Annotated in this window: 23 protein-coding genes; 12 read left to right on the top strand and 11 right to left on the bottom strand. The window is 63.5% G+C overall.

Annotated elements, in window-relative coordinates:
- Nucleotides 1-47 precede the first annotated feature (47 nt).
- The 4 genes from AAC023_RS08550 to AAC023_RS08535 all read left to right on the top strand — a co-directional run bounded on the left by AAC023_RS08550 (nucleotide 48) and on the right by AAC023_RS08535 (nucleotide 3299).
- Nucleotides 48-893: a type II CAAX endopeptidase family protein gene (locus AAC023_RS08550; RefSeq protein WP_339740155.1), complete on the top strand. Its 846-nt coding sequence runs from the start codon at nucleotides 48-50 to the stop codon at nucleotides 891-893.
- A 45-nt stretch (nucleotides 894-938) separates the two neighbouring features.
- Nucleotides 939-1304: a hypothetical protein gene (locus AAC023_RS08545; protein ID WP_339740153.1), complete on the top strand. Its 366-nt coding sequence runs from the start codon at nucleotides 939-941 to the stop codon at nucleotides 1302-1304.
- A 54-nt stretch (nucleotides 1305-1358) separates the two neighbouring features.
- Nucleotides 1359-2558, top strand: a complete 1200-nt coding sequence (locus AAC023_RS08540) for a hypothetical protein (protein WP_339740151.1) — start codon at nucleotides 1359-1361, stop codon at nucleotides 2556-2558.
- Between the two features lie 69 nt (nucleotides 2559-2627).
- Entirely contained in the window at nucleotides 2628-3299 is a 672-nt protein-coding gene (locus AAC023_RS08535) for a hypothetical protein (RefSeq protein ID WP_339740149.1), read from the top strand.
- A gap of 135 nt (nucleotides 3300-3434) precedes the next feature.
- Here AAC023_RS08535 and gyrB read toward each other — a convergent pair whose 3' ends face one another.
- The 3 genes from gyrB to AAC023_RS08520 all read right to left on the bottom strand — a co-directional run bounded on the left by gyrB (nucleotide 3435) and on the right by AAC023_RS08520 (nucleotide 7173).
- Nucleotides 3435-5834 (bottom strand): DNA topoisomerase (ATP-hydrolyzing) subunit B, encoded by a 2400-nt coding sequence (gyrB, locus tag AAC023_RS08530; RefSeq protein ID WP_339740148.1) that lies wholly within the window; start codon nucleotides 5832-5834, stop codon nucleotides 3435-3437.
- Nucleotides 5835-5896: 62 nt separating this feature from the next.
- Complete coding sequence (locus AAC023_RS08525; protein WP_339740146.1) at nucleotides 5897-6520, bottom strand: LysE family translocator; 624 nt, start codon at nucleotides 6518-6520, stop codon at nucleotides 5897-5899.
- Nucleotides 6517-7173 carry a TetR/AcrR family transcriptional regulator gene (locus tag AAC023_RS08520; RefSeq protein ID WP_339740144.1) on the bottom strand — a complete coding sequence of 219 codons (657 nt, stop codon included), beginning with the start codon at nucleotides 7171-7173 and terminating at the stop codon, nucleotides 6517-6519. The genes AAC023_RS08525 and AAC023_RS08520 overlap by 4 nt, the downstream gene beginning before the upstream one ends.
- Before the next feature lie 105 nt (nucleotides 7174-7278).
- Between AAC023_RS08520 and AAC023_RS08515 the strand changes: the two genes are divergently transcribed.
- Entirely contained in the window at nucleotides 7279-8019 is a 741-nt protein-coding gene (locus AAC023_RS08515; RefSeq protein ID WP_339740142.1) for a type II CAAX endopeptidase family protein, read from the top strand.
- Between the two features lie 33 nt (nucleotides 8020-8052).
- On the opposite strand, the gene recF is transcribed toward AAC023_RS08515, so the two are convergent.
- From recF to mutM, 7 genes are all read right to left on the bottom strand, one after another.
- Nucleotides 8053-9237, bottom strand: a complete 1185-nt coding sequence (gene recF, locus AAC023_RS08510) for a DNA replication/repair protein RecF (RefSeq protein ID WP_339740140.1) — start codon at nucleotides 9235-9237, stop codon at nucleotides 8053-8055.
- 23 nt (nucleotides 9238-9260) lie between these two features.
- Nucleotides 9261-10379, bottom strand: a complete 1119-nt coding sequence (dnaN, locus tag AAC023_RS08505) for a DNA polymerase III subunit beta (RefSeq protein ID WP_339740138.1) — start codon at nucleotides 10377-10379, stop codon at nucleotides 9261-9263.
- A gap of 145 nt (nucleotides 10380-10524) precedes the next feature.
- On the bottom strand, nucleotides 10525-11952 hold the full coding sequence (dnaA, locus tag AAC023_RS08500) for a chromosomal replication initiator protein DnaA (protein WP_339740136.1): 1428 nt from the start codon (nucleotides 11950-11952) through the stop codon (nucleotides 10525-10527).
- Nucleotides 11953-12438: 486 nt separating this feature from the next.
- Entirely contained in the window at nucleotides 12439-12705 is a 267-nt protein-coding gene (gene rpsT / locus AAC023_RS08495) for a 30S ribosomal protein S20 (RefSeq protein ID WP_339740134.1), read from the bottom strand.
- 108 nt (nucleotides 12706-12813) lie between these two features.
- Nucleotides 12814-13590, bottom strand: a complete 777-nt coding sequence (locus tag AAC023_RS08490; protein ID WP_339740132.1) for an enoyl-CoA hydratase — start codon at nucleotides 13588-13590, stop codon at nucleotides 12814-12816.
- A gap of 118 nt (nucleotides 13591-13708) precedes the next feature.
- Nucleotides 13709-14650: a TraB/GumN family protein gene (locus AAC023_RS08485; protein ID WP_339740130.1), complete on the bottom strand. Its 942-nt coding sequence runs from the start codon at nucleotides 14648-14650 to the stop codon at nucleotides 13709-13711.
- A gap of 103 nt (nucleotides 14651-14753) precedes the next feature.
- Entirely contained in the window at nucleotides 14754-15617 is an 864-nt protein-coding gene (gene mutM, locus AAC023_RS08480) for a bifunctional DNA-formamidopyrimidine glycosylase/DNA-(apurinic or apyrimidinic site) lyase (protein ID WP_339740128.1), read from the bottom strand.
- A 221-nt stretch (nucleotides 15618-15838) separates the two neighbouring features.
- On the opposite strand from mutM, the gene ubiE reads away from it, so the two are divergent.
- A complete protein-coding gene (gene ubiE, locus AAC023_RS08475; protein ID WP_339740126.1) occupies nucleotides 15839-16633 on the top strand; it encodes a bifunctional demethylmenaquinone methyltransferase/2-methoxy-6-polyprenyl-1,4-benzoquinol methylase UbiE in 795 nt (264 codons plus the stop codon).
- Nucleotides 16634-16637: 4 nt separating this feature from the next.
- On the opposite strand, the gene AAC023_RS08470 is transcribed toward ubiE, so the two are convergent.
- On the bottom strand, nucleotides 16638-17039 hold the full coding sequence (locus AAC023_RS08470; protein WP_339740124.1) for a hypothetical protein: 402 nt from the start codon (nucleotides 17037-17039) through the stop codon (nucleotides 16638-16640).
- A gap of 126 nt (nucleotides 17040-17165) precedes the next feature.
- Here AAC023_RS08470 and ubiB point away from each other — a divergent pair, with 126 nt between their 5' ends.
- From ubiB to AAC023_RS08440, 6 genes are all read left to right on the top strand, one after another.
- Nucleotides 17166-18704: a 2-polyprenylphenol 6-hydroxylase gene (ubiB, locus tag AAC023_RS08465; RefSeq protein WP_339740122.1), complete on the top strand. Its 1539-nt coding sequence runs from the start codon at nucleotides 17166-17168 to the stop codon at nucleotides 18702-18704.
- Nucleotides 18705-18758: 54 nt separating this feature from the next.
- Nucleotides 18759-19316: a protoglobin domain-containing protein gene (locus AAC023_RS08460; RefSeq protein ID WP_339740120.1), complete on the top strand. Its 558-nt coding sequence runs from the start codon at nucleotides 18759-18761 to the stop codon at nucleotides 19314-19316.
- Nucleotides 19317-19420: 104 nt separating this feature from the next.
- Nucleotides 19421-19963: a flavoprotein gene (locus AAC023_RS08455; RefSeq protein ID WP_339740118.1), complete on the top strand. Its 543-nt coding sequence runs from the start codon at nucleotides 19421-19423 to the stop codon at nucleotides 19961-19963.
- Nucleotides 19956-20603 carry a phosphopantothenoylcysteine decarboxylase gene (locus tag AAC023_RS08450; protein ID WP_339740116.1) on the top strand — a complete coding sequence of 216 codons (648 nt, stop codon included), beginning with the start codon at nucleotides 19956-19958 and terminating at the stop codon, nucleotides 20601-20603. Before AAC023_RS08455 ends, AAC023_RS08450 begins: the two co-directional genes overlap by 8 nt.
- Nucleotides 20604-20693: 90 nt before the next feature.
- On the top strand, nucleotides 20694-21149 hold the full coding sequence (gene dut / locus AAC023_RS08445; protein ID WP_339740114.1) for a dUTP diphosphatase: 456 nt from the start codon (nucleotides 20694-20696) through the stop codon (nucleotides 21147-21149).
- An 83-nt stretch (nucleotides 21150-21232) separates the two neighbouring features.
- Nucleotides 21233-21702, top strand: a 470-nt coding sequence (locus AAC023_RS08440) for a pyridoxal-phosphate dependent enzyme (RefSeq protein ID WP_339740112.1), incomplete at its 3' end; no start/stop codon positions are given.

Here is a 21702-nt window from a genome sequence, read left to right as displayed (position 1 = left end):
GCCCCCGCGCCTAAACCGCTGCGATCATCAGCGCAGGGACACGCGACATGAGCACTGACACGACCGAGCGCCGCAAGGCCTGGAACACGATTGCCATCTTCCTGGTGATCGTCACGGCACTGAGCGCCGTGTTTCACTACGCCATCGTCAATCTCAATCCGACCAGCCTCTATGTCGGGCCGCTGATGTGGTGTCCGGCGCTGGCGGCGTTTGCGACGCTGGCGATCCGGGGGCGCAAGCTGTCCTCGCTGCCGTGGGGATGGGGGAAATGGCGCTTCAATCTGGGCGCCTTTGCCATGCCGATCCTCTATGTCGCGATCGCCTATGGGCTGATCTGGGGGCTCGGACTGGGTGGCTTCCCCGATCCCGAGACGCTGGCCGAATGGGCTGGCGAGACCGGGCTGGACGTCTCCACGCCGGTGCTGATCGGCGTGATGGTGGTGTTGATCGGCACGATTGGCTGTATCCGCGCGGCGAGCACGATTGTCGGCGAGGAGATTGGCTGGCGCGGCTTCTTCGTCTGGGAATTGCGCAAGGTGATGCCGTTTGGCGCTGTCGCCCTGTTCAGCGGCGTCATCTGGGCCTTCTGGCACTGGCCAATCGTGGTGTTTTACGGCGGCGGCGAGGCCTGGCTGCAAATGTCGGCCTTCACCGTGATGATTACCGGCATGTCGGTGATCATGACCTATTTCACCTTCAAGTCCGGCAGCCTGTGGCCGGCGGTGATGTTTCACGCCGCCCACAATGTCTATTTCGACAAGCTGTTCAATCCGCTCACCATCGACACCGGCCAGACCAGCCTGTGGACCGGCGAATACGGGCTGATGATGCCGGCCGTGACCACGGCGCTGGCGGTGATTTTCTGGCGCAAGGCGAAGGCGGAGGGGCTTTAGGGGCCCCTCCTTGCCAGCGGCACATTTCGCGGCTTTGATGACGGCATGATCCTCATCGCTGCCCTCGCTTTGATTCTCGACGAACCCTGCTGGAGCGATGATCGCTGGCCGTGCCACTTCATCGCGCCGGTGACGACCGCGGATCAAGTCCTGCCGGAGGGCGGTGTGCCTGTAGTGTTCTCGGTATCGCGCCAGGGCTATCCCTATGGCGTCCACGCCAACATCACCGATTACGACACCGCCGTGGCCATCGAGGCCGCCATTCAGCAATGGACCTTCGCTCCCGGACATGTCCGGGAGGATATGACCCTGTGGCTGGAGCGCAGGGACGGGATGTGGATCCCACCCTGGGGGCCGGTCTGGCCGGTTGAGCCGAAGCCGGATCCGGGCGACGCGCCTCCCGGCGATTGATCCCGCCCGCGAACCACCCCACCCTGCCGGCCACGCCACTCGCCGAGCCCCTCCATGTCAAATCCAGCCGCCTTCATCCATGCCGGGCTCGGCAAATGCGGCAGTAGTTTCCTGCAACAGGTCTGGAGCCGTGACCCGGCCTGCGCGACGGTCAACCTGCTCGCGGCGGGCCAGGCGGCGCGGCGATACGCAGTGGCCGGGCATACCGGCAAGCTGCCTCAGCTCGACCACGGCTTGAAGGCCGTGGCCGGCCAGACCCTGATCGCCAGTTCCGAGGCCTTGAGCTGGAGCTTCATTGACCGCCCCGCCCGGCAATACTTGCTGCCCGAACTGCAGCGGATGGCGGCCAGCCTGGCCGGCAATTGCGCGCTGTCCGACACGGTCTTGTTCATGGTGCGCAATCCGGTCGACTGGATCCGCGCCGCCCGCGAGCAAACACTCAAGGAGGGCGGCAGCGAGACCGGATCTGACTTTATCAGACTGCATCGGGGCCTGGTCGAGCATGTCCTCGATCTGGCGGGTTTGCAGGCGATTTTCGGGACCTTTTTCAAGCGGGTCGTCTTTCTCTCCGCCGATGAGATGCGCCATGAGCCGGAACATTTCTGGTCGGTCTATGCCGAGGTGCTGGGCGTACCGGCGCCGGCGCAATCGATTCTCGATGCGGTGCTGGCCGATGACAGGCGCGCCAATCGGTCGCTCGGTGCCCGGCAGGCCTGGCTGGCCCGACTCAACCGGCAGACGCGCGCGATCGCCGATCTCTGGGCGGAACTCGAAGGCCTGTCTGGTCCTGCAGCCCATGCCCGCACGCAATTCATCGCGCAATTCCGTAATGGCGGGCGCTGGGCAGCGCGCCGTCTTGCCGAACATGCCAGCGATGCGACCCTCGAAGCCGTGTTCGATGTGAACGGACCGGCTGGCCTTACCGGATTCAAGCGGCAATGCGAGATCATCACCCGGGCCTGGGATGAACTCGCGCCGGTGCCCGGCCATGTCAAACGCGAACGCACCGCGCTTCTGTTTGAATGGCGCACCGGAGCTCGCGGCGCCGCCAGTCAGATTGGCGAGTTCGGCGATGCGGCAGCGCTCGCTCAGCTCGATGCCATCCGCTCCGCCGCACCGGACTCCGATCCGGACAGCATTCCCCTCGATGCGGACTTGCGGGCCCACTTGCTGCAACGCTTCTGCGACACGCTGGAGGGCTGTGGCACCGTCCGCCCGGAAACCATGGCCGGCTATCGCGCCGCTCTGGCCTGACCCGTCTCTGGCCTGGCCCATCCTGCTGGCACGACAGTTGAATATTGTCTGCCAGGACGGAGACCAGGCATGTCACTCAAGAGCGAATTTGCGCGCGGGCTTGCGAGCATTGCCGGGTCCCTTGCCCTGGGCGCGCTGGCGATTGCCGTTTCCGGCTGGTTGCGCGCCGAAGGGTATTGGCCGCCTGCCCGGCCTGGGCAATTCAGCCCTGCCGGACCGGATCGCCTGCCCGCGCGTGCCGAGACGGCAGACCCGGGGATCCGGCGCGGAGATGCCGATGAGGTGGGGCCGGTGAGCGGGTTTGAAGCGGTGCTCGCAGACCAGCTGTCCTGGGGCATTCCCATCCTCGAAGTCTTCGCCCTGTGCCATGGACGCACACGGCTCGAGACCGGCGATAGCGAATTCCGCCATTCCCGTGTCGAAGGCGTCGACTGGCTGGAATATTATGAGAGCGCCGCACTGCCCGGCGGCGAGATCGCGATCCGGGGCTTCCGGGCACCAATGAACCCATTACACGCTGCCACGCAGGACGGGGTTCTCGTGATCACGGCCGGGCCTGCAGATTTCGTCGGCGGCGCCTGGCATGTTACCGCGGCGGGCGAAATCGATGATGCCATCCAGCTCGAGCCGGCCCCGGGGCTGGCGATAACGGCCTGTCGCGATGCTGGCTCGGCGGCGGTGCAGTTGAATGCCGTATTCAGAGGCGATCACGGCGGAATCCGCGCCCGCAGGCATGATTGAGACAGCGCCTGCCCCCGGCCGCAAGCGAGGGGGCAATCAAGGGGGCAATCAAGGGCAGAGCTACGCCATGCCAACGGCAGACAAGCAGCGAGCCAACGGCAATCCGGCAGGCAATCAAGGCGACACCCGACCGGATCAGGCGTCGACCTCGGCTTCCAGCGCGTGCTCCTGGATGAATTCACGCCGCGGTTCAACGACATCGCCCATAAGCTTGGTGAAGAGCTCGTCGGCGGTATCGGCATGGGTGACCGAGACCTGCAACAGGGTGCGCACATTCGGATCCAGCGTGGTTTCCCAGAGCTGTTCCGGATTCATTTCGCCCAGACCCTTATAGCGCTGGACTTTCATGCCTTTGGAGCCTGCCGTGACGACAGCATCGACCAGCTGGGTCGGACTGAAGGTCGTTACACTGCCGGCCTTGGAGGTGAAGACGGCCGGACCGATATAGACATCGGCAATCGCCAGGCCACGCTCGGACAGACGCCGGGCATCGGGGCTTTCGCGCAGTGGCGCATTGAGCACCACGGTCTCGGTAACGCCGCGGACATCGCGGGTAAACACCAGATTATTATCGGCATTCAGCTCACCGACCCAGGTGTTTTCACCCTCGTCGGCAAAGCCGTTGAGCCGTTCGGCCGTGGCCTGGATCGCAGCCGCCGAGGGCTCGGGAACCAGCGCGCCCGACAGGGCTGCGGCCTCAAGTGCGAAACCGGGCGCTCGAACCCGCAGTCGATCGACCGATGCCTTGACGGCCCGCGCCGTGCCCACCCGGTCGGCCAGATCGGCGCCGGTGATGACCTCGCCATTGGCGAGACGCAGATCGGCTTCACTGGTGCCTTCCTCGATCAGATAGGCATCCATTTCGGCCTGGTCTTTGACATAGCGTTCCGAGCGGCCCTTGGTGATTTTGTAGAGCGGCGGCTGGGCGATATAGAGATGGCCGCGCTCGATCAGTTCAGGCATTTGGCGATAGAAAAAGGTCAACAAAAGCGTGCGGATATGGGCGCCGTCGACATCAGCATCGGTCATGATGATGACTTTGTGGTAGCGCAGCTTGTCGTAATTGATCTGGTCGCGGCCGATGCCGGTGCCAAGCGCCGTGATCAGGGTGCCGACCTGTTCCGAGCCCAGCATGCGGTCAAAACGCGCGCGCTCGACATTGAGGATTTTGCCGCGCAGCGGCAGCACGGCCTGATTGCCCCGATGCCGGCCCTGCTTGGCAGAACCGCCGGCGGAATCGCCCTCGACGATGAAGATTTCAGACTTCGCCGGATCCTTCTCCTGGCAATCGGCCAGCTTGCCGGGCAGGGAAGAGATTTCCAGCGCCGATTTGCGCCGCGTCAGCTCACGCGCCTTGCGCGCGGCCTCGCGGGCCGCAGCGGCCTCGATGATTTTGCCAACGATTTGCTTGGCTTCGATCGGATGCTCCTCGAACCATTCTGCCAAAGCTTCGCCGACAATGCCTTCTACGGCCGGCCGCACTTCGGACGAGACCAGCTTGTCCTTGGTCTGGGAGGAGAATTTCGGATCCGGCACCTTGGCCGAGAGCACGCAGGTCAGGCCTTCACGGGCATCATCGCCGGTGATGGAGATTTTCGCCTTCGCTGCCAGTCCCGAAGAGGCCGCATAGCTGTTGACGATACGCGTCAGCGCGCCGCGGAATCCGGCCAGATGGGTGCCGCCATCGCGCTGCGGGATGTTGTTGGTGAAGCAGAGAACATTCTCGTGATAGCTGTCATTCCACTCCAGCGCCGCCTCGACCATCACACCATCGCGCTCGCCCTGGATCAGGACCGGCTCCGGGAAGATCGGGGTCTTGGTGCGATCAAGATGGGAGACGAAGGCTGCAACGCCGCCCTCATAGACCATGGTGTCGGACCAGACCTCGTCCTCGCGCTCATCGCGCAAGGTGATCTTGACGCCCGAATTCAGGAAGGCGAGCTCGCGCAGACGGTGCTGCAGCGTATCGCGGTCAAATTCGGTCATGGTGAAGGTTTCTTCCGACGGCATGAAGCGCACTTCCGTACCCGTCTTGCCCGGATCGACATCGCCCATCACCTTGAGGTCTTCGTCGGCAACGCCGTGGCGGAAGCGCATATGATGCTCCTTGCCCTTGCGCCAGATCGTCAGGTCCATCCAGACCGACAGGGCATTGACCACCGAAACGCCCACCCCGTGCAGACCGCCGGAGACCTTGTAGGAATTCTGGTCGAACTTCCCGCCGGCATGCAGCTGGGTCATGATGACCTGGGCCGCCGACATGCCCTCGCCCTTGTGGAAATCAGTCGGAATACCGCGACCGTCATCGCGCACACTGGCCGAGCCGTCGGCATGCAGCGTCACCAGGACTTCGGAACAATGGCCGGCGAGGGCTTCGTCGATCGCGTTGTCGACGACCTCATAAACCATGTGGTGCAGGCCCGAGCCGTCATCGGTATCACCGATATACATGCCTGGACGTTTGCGGACAGCATCAAGGCCTTTGAGGACCTTGATCGATTCCGCGTCGTATTCGTGATTCGGTTGTTCGGTCATGGTGTGATTCTACCGCACACGGAGTCCTGTGGCCATACGCGCGCGCACGCGTGAGTCTTCCGTCAGCGCAACAGAAGCACGACCGCGATTGCCAGCATCACGCTGCCGGTCAGAATGTCGGCACCTCGCCGGACAGCGGGGGTTTTCAGCCAGTCACGGGCCTTGTGGGCGGCTCCAATATAGGCCCCGGCGGTTGGGACAGCGAGTGCCAGCATGATCAACAGCATGAGAGCATAAACCGGGGGCGTGATCGCCTCCAGCGGGATGAAGGCGGGCACCAGTGTGAGGTAGAAGATGATCGGCTTCGGATTGGACAATGGCATTGCCAGACCGGCCAGATAGGTTCCGGCCCATCCGCGCCTTGAACCTGCGGCGAAAACCGGTTTGGGCCGCGCCCCGGTCCAGGCGCTCCAATAGGCGCTTCCTGCCATCCACAACAGATAGCCGGCCCCGACCAGTTTGGCCGCCAGCCACACCGCCTCGAGTTGCTGCGCGACCGCAGAAAGCCCCGTGACCGCCAGCGTGAACCAGAAAATATCGCCGGTCAGAATGCCCGCCCCGTACATCGCCGCATACCAGGGTCCGGCATCAAGCGTGCGCGCAATCATCGCCGCAATGCCGGGTCCGGGCGTCACGAACAGAATTAGCAGGGCGCCAGCGAACAGCAGCAGGGTTTCCGGGCTCATGGGCGCACCGGGACATCGGGAGCGGTCAGATAGCCATAAATTGCATCCGCCATCGCCGCGGTAAAAACCGCGTCCGACATCGTCAGGGCGAAAGCCGGCCCGTCCTGCGGGTAGAGCGCCCGCTCGATCAGCGAGGTGTTGAACAGATAGGTCAGGATTTCGGCCGCATGGCGCCGGTTGGGGACACTGACCTCGGCGCTGAAGTGCTCGATCAACGCCTCGGACTGCGCCACCGACGCTTCGAGAAACGCCTCCCACTCCTCGCCGACCAGGTCCGGCCGCAGCCGGGCATAGAGATGGGCGGCGCGAACCAGATGCGCCTCTGCAGTGAGAAACCTCCAGGCCAGGGACACCATCTGCCGCAAGGCCGTACGCAATCCTGCGCCCTCTTCCAGCGTCAATCGGGCCGAGGGCGCCGCGGCATAGTGGGCCACCCGTTCGGCATAGAGCTCGAAGATGACCGGGATCAGCGCATCCCTGTTGTCGAAGCGGCGATAGACCGTCCCTACCGAGAGACCGGCCTCGGCGGCGAGATCGGCGATCGAAATATCTTCAAAGCTGCGTTGCCGCAGCAATTCTTCAAGCGCGGCAACCAGTTTCGCCCGGGTCTGACGTGAGCGCGACTGCTGGGCCGGCCGTACACCTTGACTCATCCACCAATCCTCATTTATGTGAATGTGAATTCGCATTCCGTTTTGAGTTTATAGCGAACACGGCAGAGGCCGCCGGGTCAAGCCGGCAATTGAAGGAGACCGGCCATGATGCATATTTCAAATCTACCCCTCGAACTCGCGATCGGAATCGGCCTGATCCTGGCGCTGCTGGCCTGGAACGCCCTGCGTGAGAACGCCAACAAGGCCGCCATTCTCGATTCTTCACGACCCGATGCAAGGCTGCAGCTCTACAACAGCACCATCGCGACGCTTTGGCTGCTCGCCATGGCCTGCACGGCGCTCTGGGTCACCTCGGGCCTGACCCTGGCCGAACTGGGGCTGAGGGCCGGACAGGGCTGGCGTTCGCTGCTGAGCTGGTCAATTGTCGGTCTCGCCGCCTGCTACATGATGGCGTCCCTGCTCCAGGTCCGCTTCTCCAGAAAAGCACGCGTGCAGTTACGCGAGCAGTTGGGACAATCCGGCGATTTCGGGTTGATCCACCCGGAGACGGCTCGCGAACAGGACCGCTTCTTCCTGCTGGCGATCACCGCCGGTATCACCGAGGAAATCCTGTTTCGCGGCTTCCTGATCGGCGCCCTTGCCCTGGCATTTCCGCTTTGGCTGGCCGCAGTGATTGCGGCAGGCCTCTTCGTTCTGGGCCATGCCTATCAGGGTCTGCGCGGTATGTTGAATACGGTGCCGATCACCATCGGCCTGACCCTGATCTTCCTGGTCGGCGATTCGCTCTGGCCGGTGATTGTGCTGCACATCCTGGCCGATGTCGCAGCGGGCGTCCTGTTCCGGGTCAGCGACCAGTACGCCGAGGCCGATGCGGCAGCAGCCTGACGCTCTCACCGGCTGTGGCCGGTTGCGGGTCTGTCAGGGTGTTTCAGGACTGCCGGCACGGCATCCGTCTTCACCATCCGCCAACAAGCCCGCATCGCGCACCCGCAGGAATTGCGCCTGATTGCCAAACGGCTCGAACAAGACCCGCTCCACGCCCGTCAGCCAGGCCTGGGAGCCCGTTGCGAGGATCTCCCGGGCCAGACCCTCCCGACGGGCCGCATCGAGATGGGCACAGGCCTCATCAAATAACAGAAGCGGCGCGATCGAATTGCGGCCGGAAAGCACGCGGGCCTGGGCCAGGGCCAGGGTGAGGATGAGGGCTTTTTGCTCCCCGGTCGAGCAATCGCCGGCGGGCTGGTCCTTGTCGCGATGCCGGGTCACCAGCTCGGTGCGATGAGGGCCGCGGGTCAGCGTCCGTCCAACGGCCCCGTCGCGGCCGCGCCCGTCTCGCAGGGCACGCGCGAACCGGTCCTCCGCTTCGGGCGCTGAGATGCCCGAAGCCAGATCGGCCTCGACCGCACCATCAAGCGCGAGATCAGCCTGCGGGAAGGCGCCTTCGGGCCGGGCGTCGATTTCGGCCTGCAAGCGGATCAACGCCTCGAGCCGCGCCGCGGCGACGGCAACGCCATGTCCGGCCATCTCCGTCTCGAGCGCGTCGATCCAGACCGGGTCGGTACGGCCATCATCAAGCAGGCGCTGGCGCCGGACCCGGGTCTTTTCATAGGCCGTCGCCGCCTCGGCATGCGCCGGGTCGGCGGCATAAACCAGACGGTCAAAGAATTTCAGCCGGTCGGCCCGAGGCCCGGCAAATAGCCGGTCCTGGGCCGGGGTCAGCCAGATCATCGGGACCAGGCGCGAGAGCTCGACCTGCTGCACCGGATCGCCATCAATCCGGGTTTCACGCCGGCCACCGGCGCGCGCACCAACACCGAGCTTGAACCGACCATCATAGGTCTCGACTTCAGCGAACACGGCCCAGGCCGGCGCCGCAACGCCGTCTTGCTTGCGCGCAACCCCGTCAGCGCCGGCCGAGCGCAGACCCCGCCCTGGCGCCAGAAAGGAAAGGGCCTCCAGCAAATTGGTCTTGCCGGACCCGTTCTCGCCAAACAGCGCGACGGGGCGGGCATCGACCTCGAGGTCGAGGGTCTGATAACAGCGAAAATCGGTCAGCCGCAAACGACGAACCGCCGCCGGGACGACCGGCGGCGGTGAAGTCATGTCGTTTGTATCGGCAGGCTTGCTCACACCCGCAGCGGCATCAACACGTAAAGCGCATCCGGGTCGCCGCTATCGGTGACGAGCGCCGGAGATGCAGCATCAGCAAAATGGAATTGCGCCTGGTCGCCCTCGATCTGCGAGGCAACATCGAGCATGTAGCGCGCGTTGAAACCGATCGCAAAACCTTCATCGCTATAGGAGACGGCCAGCTCTTCCTCGGCCTGCCCGCTCTCCGGATTATTGACCGCCAGAACCAGCGTGTCCGCACCGAGGGAGAGCTTTACCGAACGCGACTTTTCCATCGAGATCGTCGCCACGCGATCAACCGCTTCAGCGAAGCGCTTGTTCTCGACCGACATCATGCGTGTATTGCCGCGCGGAATGACGCGCTCATAATCCGGGAAGGCCCCGTCGATGAGTTTCGAGGTCAGCACAGCCCGGCCGAGACGGAAGCGGATCTTGCCTTCCGAGACCGATATTTCGACATCCTCGCTGGCGTCTTCCAGCAAACGGCGAATTTCCTGCACGGTCTTGCGCGGCACGATCACGCCCGGCATTCCGGCCGCGCCATCGGGGAGGTCGACCTCCGCCAGCGCTAGCCGGACCCCGTCAGTCGCCACGGCACGCAAGGTCTTGCGGCCATCCTGATCGGAGGCGTGGAAATGGATGCCATTGAGATAATAGCGCGTTTCTTCGGTCGAGATCGCGAAACGGGTCTTGTCGATCAACCGCGCAAGCGCCGCCGCGGGCAAGGCGAAACTATGTTCGAGATCCTCGGTCGGCATGACCGGGAAATCCCCCGGCGGCAGGGAGGGCAGCGAGAAGTTCGAGCGGCCTGCCTTGAGCACCAGACGAGGGTCCTCGCCGGTCATTTCCAGCGTCACGTCAGCGCCATCCGGCAATTTGCGGGTGATGTCGTAAAGGGTGTGAGCGGGCGCCGTGACCATGCCTTCGCCATCACAACGCGCCTCGGTGGTCTCGAGTATCTCGATGTCCAGGTCAGTGGCTGCGAAACTCGCGCCATTGGGCCCCGCCGAAATCAGCACATTTGAGAGGATGGGGATCGTGTTGCGCTTCTCAACCACGGCCTGAACATGGCCAAGGGCCTTGAGGAGCGTAGCACGCTCGATCGTCAGCTTCATATCTCGCGTTCCGCTTTGACGTCTTCGTGAGTCGGTGGCGTGCTGGCAAATCAGCCGACACCGGAAAGGGTGGGTAAAAGAGGATACATGAAAAACCGCAACCGCAAGACAATTATCCAGCCGCGGACGCTTTTTCCAGCGGAAATCAGTCCCGCAACTCACGGGTCAGGGCGTCAATGTCCTGACCGATCGGATCCCCGGACTCGATCATCGCGATGATCTTGTTGACCGCGTGAATCACAGTCGAATGATCCCGGCCGCCGAAACGGCGCCCGATATCCGGCAGGGAGCGCGTGGTGAGCACCTTGGCGAGATACATCGCCACATGGCGCGGACGCACCACGCTCTGGGTGCGGCGTTTGGAGCAGATATCTGTCGTGGTGACACCGAAATGGGTCGCGACGGCCTTCTGGATCTCATCAACCGTCAGGCGCTTCTCGGCGCTCAGAGACAAATCGCGCAGGGCCGTAGACACCGCCTCCATCGTCACCGGCAGGCCCAGCAGGGCTGTGCGGCAGATGACATTATTGAGCACGCCTTCCAGTTCACGCGGACCGGTCGTGATGCGGGCCGCGAGGAAATCGCGCACCGGCTCGGATACGTTCAACACAGGGTAATGGCATTTCGCCTGGGCGATCTTGCAGTCGAGAATCTGGCGCCGCAAATCCAGGTCCGGCTTGCTCAACGGGCAGGCCAGGCCGCCTGTCAGCAAGGAGCGCAGACGGTCATCAGCAATAGCCAGCTCGGCAGGCGGACGATGCGATGCCAGCACGACCTGTTTGTTCTCGGCGATCAGCGCCGCGATCGTATTGAGGAATTCATCCTCGGTCTTCGGCTTGCCGGCAATGAAATGGACATCATCGATCAGCAGGAAATCGACCCCGCGGACCGTCTCCTTGAAGGTTATGGTGTCGCGCGCGCGCATCGCCGTCACGAAGCCGGACAGGAATTCCTCGGCCGTGAGGTAGAGCGCCTTGCGCGGGCTTGGTGACTGGGTGACGGCGCTGGCGACTGCATGCATGAGATGCGTCTTGCCGACACCGTAATCGCCATAGAAGAAAACCGGATTGAAGGGCGGACGGGCCGCCGAAACAATACTGCGTGCCGCGGCAGCCGCGACTTCATTGGCGGGCCCGACGCGGAAGGAGTCGAAACTGAAACGTGGCTCGATCGCATCAGCCTGGCGCGCGCCGGGCACGATAGCGGTTCCGGCGGGTGCTGCAGGCTGCGGCCGATCGCGCACCACGTCTGATTGTGGCTCGGCCTGACCCTCGGCGAGGACAAGCAGGTCGCGGCGCATGGAATCGAGTTCGGTCCAAATCGCGCGAATCCGCGCTCCGACATGATCCTCAATCCAGTCGCGATTGAAGGTACTTGGAGCCAGGACGATGATCGCACCGGCATCGGACAAACGCACACGCAAACGGGCAATTTCCTGGGAGTAGAGCGCATCGCCCAGCTCGGTCCGAAGACGAGCCCGGACCGCACGCCAGACCGCCGCAATTTCGGTCGCCCCATGCGCCTCGAATGCCGCTGTCCTCGTCTCGGAAACTGCCAATTTTTTATATGCCATCGTCCGCCACACTTGTCAGTTGCTCCACGTCGAGGTGAGAGCTAGGTGTTTGTTATTATGGCACATTCACGCTTTCTCAACGCGCCGCCCTGCCGCGTTGAAGCCGGAATTTTTCCGCATCGGAATGATCGCCCTCAGAGCGTCAAAGGTTACCGCTTCCCGAAAGTCGGTCAACATGATTCAACGCCCGCATTTCGAGATTCTTCGCTTGACACGGGAAATCTGTGACCGGGCCGAAGCTTGGCAAATGTGTTATTTTTTTTCTGCGGCGAATGGTTCGAATCCACCACAAGATTCTCTTATGGAACAGGGGGTCGCCTGGCATGAAAGGCGCAGCAAAAACAGCTCCGTATCAGGAATATTATATGACCACGGCGCTTTTTGGGTCAGCAGCCCGGCGCAAGAGGTGGCTTGGCGAACGGACAGAAAAATACGCCCGGAACGCGAGTTCCGGACGTATTCAATTCATTCAGCCCTGGCGCGAAATCAGGCAGCCATTGCCTTCACGCGAGCCGACAGGCGCGAGACTTTGCGTGAGCTGGTGTTCTTGTGGAACACGCCCTTGCTGACAGCGCGCATCATTTCTGACTCCGCGGTCACCAGTGCGGCTTTCGCCACAGCCTGATCGCCAGCGGCGATCGCAAGTTCGACCTTCTTCACATAAGTCCGAACGCGGGAGCGACGAGCCTTGTTGACGGCAGTGCGGCGCGCAATCTTGCGGACCATTTTCTTGGCCGAGCTTGTATTGGCCATGGGTTCTAACCTCTTCATGCGACCGGGACCAGAGCCCGATTAAATCCGTGAGCGGCGGCGTATAGGCCCTAGAAGCCGGGGCGTCAACTGCCCCTGCCGCCAGTTTGACTAACGATGCTTGAAATGCGCAGCGCGCTTCTCGGCAAAGGCAGACATGCCTTCGCTCTGATCTTCCAGCGCGAACTGCGACTGGAAGACCCGGCGTTCGAAACGCACGCCTTCCGTCAGGCCGATTTCAAAGGCGCGATTGACCGATTCCTTGGTCATCATCGCAACCGGCAGGGATTTGACGGCAATCGCCTCAGCGGCCTCCATGGCCACGTCCAGCAAGTCTTCTGCGGGCACGACGCGCGAGACCAGGCCAGAGCGTTCGGCCTCTTCAGCATCCATCATGCGCCCGGTCAGGCACATATCCATCGCCTTTGCCTTGCCAACGGCACGGGGAAGGCGCTGCGTTCCACCAGAGCCCGGCATGACACCAAGATTGATTTCCGGCTGGCCGAATTTGGCAGTCTGCGATGCGATGATGAAATCGCACATCATGGCGATTTCACAGCCACCGCCGAGCGCATACCCGGAGACCGCAGCAATGATCGGCTTGCGGAAGCGGGCCACCGCCTCCCAGGTCTCGGCAAAGGGGTCGTGCATGTAAAGGCCGACGAAATCGCGAGCCTGCAATTCCTTGATGTCGGCACCCGCGGCGAAGGCTTTCTTCGAACCGGTCAGCACAACACAGCCAATCCCGGCATCCTTCTCGAATGCGGCAAGTACTGTTGCGAGTTCCGTGGTCAACTCGTCGCACAGCGCGTTGAGGGCCTCAGGGCGCGAAAAGGTGATTACCCCGACGCGACCTTCGGTCTTCACTTGAATCGTCTTGTAAGCCATGTCGGCGCTCCGTATGCCGGCGCGGAAGCTCCGCGCGAAAAAACCGCGCCGCTATAACGCAGACCGGAGCGCCGGTCGATACCGGCAGCAGTCCGGGACTCAGGCGGCACTGACCAAGCTATTGCCGCTCAACGATAATGCCGGAATCGCGCAAAAGCTCCACGACACCGTTTTCGCCACTCAAGTGCGCCGCGCCGACCGCGACGAAGACTGTGCCCTCGCCGTCGAGCAATTCCTGGATTTGCGGCACCCAGTCATGATTGCGCTGGACAATCAGCGCCTGATACATCTCGGGCGCGCCCTCGCGCATCTCGGCATTCACGATCCGGTCAATGGCGTCGACATCGCCCGCCGCCCAGGCCCGAACCATGTCGTCGAGCAGGGCCGGGGTCCGCTCCATTTCACGCAAGCCTTCGGTAAAACCGCGCACCTGCACCTCGTCCGGCAAGTCGGCGAGAACCCGAACCTGTTGTTCGGCGGTCTCAAAATACCCGATTTCGACATCAGAACCGGCGATTGCGGTCAGGAGCGCCTTCTCGACGCCCGCTTCCGGATCGAGCCCGAGCGCCTGCATTTGCGCCACGGACAGGACGATCTGTGCCAGCCAGGGCCGCATCGGCTCCAGCATTTGCGGCGTCGCGCCAACGCTCGGCGCGACGCTCGCCAACAGGGCAATCGCCTCGGCATCCAGCAATGAAGACAGCGTCACGCCTTGCGGGTTGAGCCCGAGCTGGACGACCAATGCCTGCACCCGGGCCTGCGCGCCCTCGCCCTGGACATCGGCCTCGAGATAGAGCGAGTCCGCACTTGCGAGATGGGCGCGCAATTCACCGGTCTGCCAATCCAGGCTGGGTGGCAAGAGGTGGAAGGTGCCGAACAGATAGATATCTGAATCGGCATCGGACATATGCCACAAGGCCGGCGAGGCCTCGAGGTCGGAATAATCGGCCAGTTGAGCATGGGATGCGCCGGCGGCGGCGGACATGGCCAGCCCTGTGGCAGCGAAGATCGCGCCGCAGGTGGACGCCAGGCGGTGAAGGAATTTGGTTTGGCGAGTCATGCGGCCTACTCCAGATCAGATTTGAATATTGCCAGGATATTAGCCAGTTCAGGCCAGATTACGTCACGGGAAAATTCGCGCGCCCATCCCCCCTTTGGCAGGCCTAACGCTGGCAGGACGGGCAAAAGAAAGTCGAGCGGCCGGCCTGGACGATACGGGTGATCGCCCCGCCGCACCCGGAAGTCGGACACGCTGCACCCTCGCGGCCATAGACGTTGAAACGATGCTGGAAATAGCCCAGCGCGCCATCCGCACCGGCAAAGTCCTTCAAGGTAGAGCCGCCAGCCGCGATGGCCTCCTCGATGACATTGCGGATCGCCGTCGCCAGGCGCTCGGCACGTACGCCGGGAATATTGCGCGCCTCGCGCAGCGGGCTGATACCGGCGCGGTGCAAGGCCTCGCACACATAGATATTGCCCAGGCCAGCGACAACGCGCTGGTCAAGCAGGGCGGACTTGACGGGGGTTCGCTTGCCCGCCAGCGCCGCGCCCAGCGCCGGGCCGGAAAACGTGTTCGAATTGGGTTCGGGCCCAAGGCCGGCGAGGTTGGGCTGGCCAGCCTCACTGCCGGTCTCGAACATCAACATGAAGCCAAAACGTCTGGGATCATTGTAGCGAATGGTGACCCCGCCCTCGATCTCGAACACTACATGATCATGTTTGGGATTGGCGGGCGCGGCGTAGACAAAGTCTCCGGGCTGCCGCATCGCCGCCGCCGCCTCGATCGAAAACCGGCCCGACATGCCAAGATGGACCAGCAGGGTCTCGCCGCTGGTCAACCGCAGCAGGAGATACTTGGCGCGCCGGTCGATCCGCTCGACGCGATGTCCGGCGAGCCGCTCGACCATGCCTTCGGGGAAGGGGAAGCGCAGATTGGGGCGATTGAGCACGACCTGCTCGACCCGGCGGCCTTGCAGGGCCGGGATCAGACCGGACCGGACGGTTTCCACTTCAGGCAGTTCAGGCACGGGCGCTCCAGTTCAGATCCACGCCGGGCCGTGTCATTCGCCCAGGCTGGCAGGTTTGATGTAACGGGCCGCAACGATCCCGGGACCCAGGCGGCGATCCAGCTGGCCACACCAGGTCGGCGCGAGCAAGTCCGCCGACCCGCCCGGTACAGCCCGGCCTGCGGCATCACGAACCGCCGAGGCCGCTTTGCGTGGGCGCCCGCTTCACTTATTGTCGGCGCATGAGCGATTTTCCCGATCCAGCCGCGCAAGCCGATACCGTTCCATTCGGCTTTGAAGATGTCGACCGCACGCAAAAGGCCGGGCTGGTTCGAAACGTGTTTGATCGCTCGGCACGCCGCTATGACCTCATGAATGATCTGATGTCGCTGGGCGTGCATCGCGCCTGGAAAGACATGGTGATGACACGCGCCAACCCGCAGCCCGGCGAGCGATTGCTGGATGTGGCTGGCGGCACGGGCGATCTGGCGCGCAGCTTCCTGACCAAGGCGGACCGGGCCGGTCAACGCCGCGCAGACCCGCGCCGCGCCGAAGCGATCGTGCTGGACATCAATGAGCAAATGCTGCGAGCCGGCATCAAGCGCGGCGTCGAGGCCAGCCATACGGGGCGGATCGACTGGGTGACCGGCAATGCCGAATGCCTGCCGCTGAAGGATCACAGTTTTGATTGCGTCACGATCTCGACCGGGATCCGAAATGTCACCGACCGTGCAGCGGCGCTCAAGGATATGCGGCGCGTTCTGAAACCGGGCGGCCGCTTCCTCTGCCTCGAGTTTTCGCGCCCGACCAGCCGAGCCTGGGAATCCCTCTACGACGCCTGGTCATTCAATGTAATGCCTGAACTCGGGGAGCATGTCGCCAAGGACCGCGCCAGCTATCAATACCTGGTCGAATCCATCCGACGTTTCCCCGACCAGGAGAGCTTTGCCGCCGAATTGCGCGACGCCGGCTTCAGCCAGGTCGGTTACACGAATTTTTCCGGCGGAATTGCAGCCCTCCACACCGGCTGGGCCTGATCCCTCAGCGCGCGTCCCGGCTCGCCATTATCCAGGCCTGGGCCTCGGCAATACTGTCGAATAATTTCAGCCCAGCTGGGTAATCGCCGGCTCCGAGCCCGATCCAGTATTTGACGAGCGGCAGTTTCATCGGGTCCGCACAGACCTGGGCGCTCAGTGTCGGCTTACCTGCATAGGCGGACCGGAGAATCTCGCCCAGATCGGCCTTGCCGCGCGCAACCGCTTCGATATCGAGATCGCCCAGCAGGCCATCGCTATAATCAATGATGCGGTCCCACTCCGGCGTCCAGCCCGGGAACAGGACTGATTGCCGCAACAATGCCACAGCGTCTTCGATCCGCAGCGGGCCATGAAAACTGGTCAAAACCCACCGGTTCTCATGATCGAACTCGATTGTGTGGCGCATCTCAAGACTGGCTCCTGCCTGATGCTAACCTTTGGCAAGCACAGAGCAAGGAGGGATGTTGCCCGGCGCACCGCGACTCCACGCCGCCCTCGCCAATCACAGCCGCTGCCTCTAAACAGCTCCGACATGTTTGCGACTCTGGCCTCCTTCGCGCGATTGCTACGCGCCCTGCTCACCCTGATGCGGCACGACGCGATTCTCCCCGTCGAGTATCAGGCGTTCTATCCGGCCCCAGCGCGGCTGGCCGGACGACTGGCGCGTCTGTTTGCCCGGCATGACACGGCCGACAATCCAGGCGAGCGACTGGCCCGCGCACTGGAAAAGCTTGGCCCCTCCTACGTCAAATTCGGTCAGATCCTCGCCACACGCGGCGATGTAATCGGCGAACGCTTCGCGCGCGGCCTGTCGCGGCTGCAGGACCGGATGCCCCCCTTCGACGATGCCAAGGCCCGCGCCATCATCGCGGCCGAGCTTGGCGCACCGGTCGAAACACTGTTCAAAACCTTCGGGCCGCCGATCGCCGCCGCCTCCATCGCCCAGGTTCATCGCGCAACGACGCAGGGCGATGTCGAGGTCGCCGTCAAGGTCCTGCGCCCCGATATCGAGCTGCGCATCGCGCGCGATATCCGCACCCTCTCACTGGGCGCCGCGCTCGCGGAAAAACTGGTCCCGGCCAGCCGCCGTCTGGAGCCGCAAAAGTTTGTCGCCACGATCGCCCGCTCGCTGAGCTTCGAAACCGATTTGCGGCTGGAGGCCGCCGCCGCGTCGGAATTGTCCGAAGCTGCGATGGCGGTCGAGCATTATCGCATCCCCGAGGTCGAGTGGACCTTGTCGTCCAAACGCATCCTGACCACGCACTGGGTTATGGGTGCACCGCTCAGCGACCCGGCCCGGGTGGAGACACTTGGCCTGGACAAGGCAGCACTGGCCACGACCCTCACGCGCGCCTTTCTCGGCACAGCCCTCGATCGCGGCGTGTTTCATGCCGACATGCATGCCGGAAACCTGTTCGCGGCGGCCAATGGCGATCTCTGGGCCGTCGATTTCGGCATTATGGGCCGGATTGGCCGGCCGGAACGCCGTTTTCTGGCGCTCATCCTGCACGGCTTCCTGACGCGCGATTACATGGCCGCAGCGCGGGCGCATTTCGCCGCCGGATACGTGCCGGACGAACATGCCGTGGCCGATTTCGCCAGCGCGCTCCGCGCGGTCGGCGAGCCGATCTTCGGCAAGCAGGCCGACGAAGTGCCGATGTCGCGCGTCCTGATGCAGTTGTTCGAGATCACTGATTTGTTCGACATGCGCCTGCGGCCCGAGCTGGTGATGCTGCAAAAGACCATGGTCCAGTGCGAAGGCGTCGCGCGCTCCCTCGATCCGCAGCACAATATGTGGGCCGCCGCGACACCGGTGGTCGAGGCCTGGATGAGGCGCGAACTGGGGCCGGAGGGCCGCATCCGCGATTTTGGCGAGGATATGGAGCGCCTCTACGGCGCCCTGCGCGTCCTGCCCGATACCGTTGAGGACTGGGCCGATATCGGTGCGCGCCTGAAGTCGGGTGAACTCACCCTGTGCACGGCACCGCCGCCGCGCCCCTGGGCGGTCCGACTCGCCTGGCTGGGCGCTGCGGCCCTGGCGGGCGCTGCTGTCATGTGGGCCATTTTGTAAAATCCGAAACCCTGATGACACGCTCCGGTAATACTCTTGTGCTTTAGTATGAGCATGACACTGAGCAAAAGCCCCACTCCAGAGCATCTCGAACTTCAACGCGAGTTCTTCCGTATCGACGCGGCGACTGTCGCGCGCATACAACGGCTGAAGCCACGCATTATGGGCTATGCAGCCGAGACACTTGAAACGCTGTTCGATCACCTCACCTCAAATCCCGAGGTCGGTGATTATTTCGAGATTTCCGACAATACCCGCTATCTGCGCGACGGCATGCTGGCCCATTGCGAGCTCGTCTTCTCGGCACGCTTTGACAAAAAGTATTATGAGGCGGTCGATCAGATGGGATTGCGTCACAGCAAGCTGGACTACCCGTCGCACGCCTATTCCTCGGCCTATGCCAATCTGATGGCGGGCATCATGCGCCACGGCCTGGAAGCCGACCGCAAGCTCGATGCCGAGGATTTGTCTGCCATTACGCGCATTTCGATCTATGACATGGAATTGACCATTGCCGCCTTCTTCCGGCACCAGCTGGACAAACAGGCCGCGCTCTATGCCGACACCGAAAAAGTCCGCGACATGATGGCCGACCGCCGCCTCGCCAGCTGAGACCCGCCACCGGCATCGCGGCTAAAGACCGCAAGCCGACAAGGGGCTTGGGATTTTGGGCACGAGCCGCTAGTTAGTCCCGGTATTGAACTGGGAGCATGGCCGTGTCCGACAAGCGGATCCTCTTGATCATTGGTGGCGGGATCGCCGCCTATAAAAGCCTGCTGCTGATCCGTGAATTGCAACGGCGCGGCATCGGCTCGCGCTGTATCCTGACCTCTGCCGGCGGCGAATTCGTCACCCCGCTCAGCGTCTCGGCGCTGTCGGGCGAGCGCGTCTTCAGCCAGTTGTTCGATCTCACCGACGAATCCGACATGGGCCATATCGAGCTGTCGCGCTCGGCCGACCTCGTCGTGGTCGCTCCGGCCACCGCCGATCTGATGGCCAAGGCCGCCCAGGGACTGGCCAATGACCTCGCCTCGACCACATTGCTGGCGACCGACAAGCCGGTCCTGATGGCGCCGGCGATGAATGTGCGGATGTGGGAGCACAAGGCGACGCAGCGCAATCTGGCGACGCTGAAACAGGATGGCATCCACTTGGTCGGCCCCGATGAGGGCGAGATGGCCTGCGGCGAATTCGGTCCCGGCCGCATGGCCGAACCGGTCGCCATCGCCGACGCCATCGAGGGCCTGCTGCATGGCTGAGCCGCTCGCCGGACGCCATGTGCTGATCACCGCCGGCCCGACCCGCGAGCCGATTGATCCGGTCCGCTATATCTCCAACCACTCCTCCGGCCAGCAAGGCTACGCGATTGCCTCGGCTTGCGCCGCGCTCGGCGCCCGGGTGACGCTGGTGTCCGGCCCGACAGCCCTGGCCGATCCTGAGGGCATCAGCGTGGTGCGGATTGAGACCGCACTGGAGATGCTCGCCGCCGTCGAGACCGCCCTGCCGGCCGATGTCTTCATCGCCGTCGCCGCCGTCGCCGACTGGCGCCCCGCCGCGCCCTCCGACACCAAGATCAAGGCCGACAAGGCGAGCGTTTCATCGCTGCCGCTGGTGGAAAATCCCGACATTCTCAAAACCATCAGCCATCTCGCCAAAAGCCGTCCCGGCCTGGTGGTCGGTTTTGCCGCCGAGACCCATGATGTCGAAGCCCTCGCCACCGCCAAGCGCCTGCGCAAGGGCTGTGACTGGATCGTCGCCAATGATGTCTCCGGCGATGTCATGGGCGGCGCCGAGAATGCCGTCACCCTGGTCACGCCACAGGGCAGCGAACACTGGCAACGTGCACCCAAGGGGGAAATCGCGGCCCGGCTGGCTTCCCGCATCGCCGACGCGCTCTAGTTTTCCCCAGCCGGCCTGCCGTGCGCACTGGCCAGCCCGCCGCTGCCGCGCTTCAATCAAGCTCTCTGCCACTGTGCCGGACCCCGCCCGATGAAAACCCTCCACGTCCAGATCAAGCCGCTGCCGCATTATGAGGGCCTGGCCCTGCCGGCCTATGAGACGCCGCAATCGGCCGGCATGGATCTGCGCGCCGCCATTCCCGAAGACGAGCCGGTCATCATCCCGCATGGCGAATGGCGCCTGGTCCCGGTCGGGATCGCGATTGCCCTGCCCGACGGTTTCGAGGCGCAAGTGCGGCCGCGCTCGGGGCTTGCGGCCAAGAAGGGAATTGCCTGTGTCAATTCACCCGGCACGGTCGATGCCGATTATCGCGGCGAGATCCGGGTCAATCTGATCAATCACGGGCCGGAAGACTTCGTCATCAATCGCGGCGACCGCATCGCGCAAATGGTGATCGCGCCGGTGATGCAGGCGCTCTGGCTGGTCACCGACGAGCTCAGCGAGACCCAGCGCGGCAGTGGCGGTTTCGGCTCCACCGGTGTGTGATCGAGAAAGCGTGATCGCGGCCCACAGTGACAGGGCGACCCGCCGCCCCTACATAGCCACCAGCTTCCATTGAGGGTTTTCCCATGACCGACACTCCGGGCCGCGGCCGCATCTACAGCTCCATCGCCGACACCATCGGCAATACGCCGCTGGTCGAGCTCTCGGCGCTGGCCGCCAAGCATGGCGCGAAAGCCCGCATCCTGGCCAAGCTGGAATTCTTCAACCCGCTCTCCAGCGTCAAGGACCGGATCGGCGTCGCGATGATCGATGCGCTGGAAGCCGCCGGCAAGCTGGGCGAAGGCAGCGTCATGATCGAGCCGACCTCGGGCAATACCGGCATCGGCCTCGCCTTTGTCGCCGCCGCCCGCGGCCATCGCCTGATCCTGACCATGCCGGAAAGCATGTCGATCGAGCGCCGCAAACTGTTGGCCCATCTCGGCGCCGAACTCGTCCTCACCGATCCCGCCAAGGGCATGAATGGCGCCATCGCCAGGGCGAAGGAATTGATCGAGGCGACGCCGGGCGCGGTGATGCCGAGCCAGTTCTCCAATCC

It is taken from the genome of uncultured Maricaulis sp., assembly GCF_963976135.1.
Lineage (GTDB): Bacteria > Pseudomonadota > Alphaproteobacteria > Caulobacterales > Maricaulaceae > Maricaulis.
This window is presented reverse-complemented; position numbering and strand designations above follow the sequence as displayed.

Excerpts from the sequence above, each read along its gene's own strand:
- AAC023_RS08550 (WP_339740155.1), top strand. The coding sequence starts at position 48 with ATGAGCACTGACACGACCGAGCGCCGCAAGGCCTGGAACACGATTGCC.
- AAC023_RS08545 (WP_339740153.1), top strand. The coding sequence starts at position 939 with ATGATCCTCATCGCTGCCCTCGCTTTGATTCTCGACGAACCCTGCTGG.
- AAC023_RS08540 (WP_339740151.1), top strand. The coding sequence starts at position 1,359 with ATGTCAAATCCAGCCGCCTTCATCCATGCCGGGCTCGGCAAATGCGGC.
- AAC023_RS08535 (WP_339740149.1), top strand. The coding sequence starts at position 2,628 with ATGTCACTCAAGAGCGAATTTGCGCGCGGGCTTGCGAGCATTGCCGGG.
- gyrB (WP_339740148.1), bottom strand. The coding sequence starts at position 5,834 with ATGACCGAACAACCGAATCACGAATACGACGCGGAATCGATCAAGGTC.
- AAC023_RS08525 (WP_339740146.1), bottom strand. The coding sequence starts at position 6,520 with ATGAGCCCGGAAACCCTGCTGCTGTTCGCTGGCGCCCTGCTAATTCTG.
- AAC023_RS08520 (WP_339740144.1), bottom strand. The coding sequence starts at position 7,173 with ATGAGTCAAGGTGTACGGCCGGCCCAGCAGTCGCGCTCACGTCAGACC.
- AAC023_RS08515 (WP_339740142.1), top strand. The coding sequence starts at position 7,279 with ATGATGCATATTTCAAATCTACCCCTCGAACTCGCGATCGGAATCGGC.
- recF (WP_339740140.1), bottom strand. The coding sequence starts at position 9,237 with ATGACTTCACCGCCGCCGGTCGTCCCGGCGGCGGTTCGTCGTTTGCGG.
- dnaN (WP_339740138.1), bottom strand. The coding sequence starts at position 10,379 with ATGAAGCTGACGATCGAGCGTGCTACGCTCCTCAAGGCCCTTGGCCAT.
- dnaA (WP_339740136.1), bottom strand. The coding sequence starts at position 11,952 with ATGGCATATAAAAAATTGGCAGTTTCCGAGACGAGGACAGCGGCATTC.
- rpsT (WP_339740134.1), bottom strand. The coding sequence starts at position 12,705 with ATGGCCAATACAAGCTCGGCCAAGAAAATGGTCCGCAAGATTGCGCGC.
- AAC023_RS08490 (WP_339740132.1), bottom strand. The coding sequence starts at position 13,590 with ATGGCTTACAAGACGATTCAAGTGAAGACCGAAGGTCGCGTCGGGGTA.
- AAC023_RS08485 (WP_339740130.1), bottom strand. The coding sequence starts at position 14,650 with ATGACTCGCCAAACCAAATTCCTTCACCGCCTGGCGTCCACCTGCGGC.
- ubiE (WP_339740126.1), top strand. The coding sequence starts at position 15,839 with ATGAGCGATTTTCCCGATCCAGCCGCGCAAGCCGATACCGTTCCATTC.
- AAC023_RS08470 (WP_339740124.1), bottom strand. The coding sequence starts at position 17,039 with ATGCGCCACACAATCGAGTTCGATCATGAGAACCGGTGGGTTTTGACC.
- ubiB (WP_339740122.1), top strand. The coding sequence starts at position 17,166 with ATGTTTGCGACTCTGGCCTCCTTCGCGCGATTGCTACGCGCCCTGCTC.
- AAC023_RS08460 (WP_339740120.1), top strand. The coding sequence starts at position 18,759 with ATGACACTGAGCAAAAGCCCCACTCCAGAGCATCTCGAACTTCAACGC.
- AAC023_RS08450 (WP_339740116.1), top strand. The coding sequence starts at position 19,956 with ATGGCTGAGCCGCTCGCCGGACGCCATGTGCTGATCACCGCCGGCCCG.
- dut (WP_339740114.1), top strand. The coding sequence starts at position 20,694 with ATGAAAACCCTCCACGTCCAGATCAAGCCGCTGCCGCATTATGAGGGC.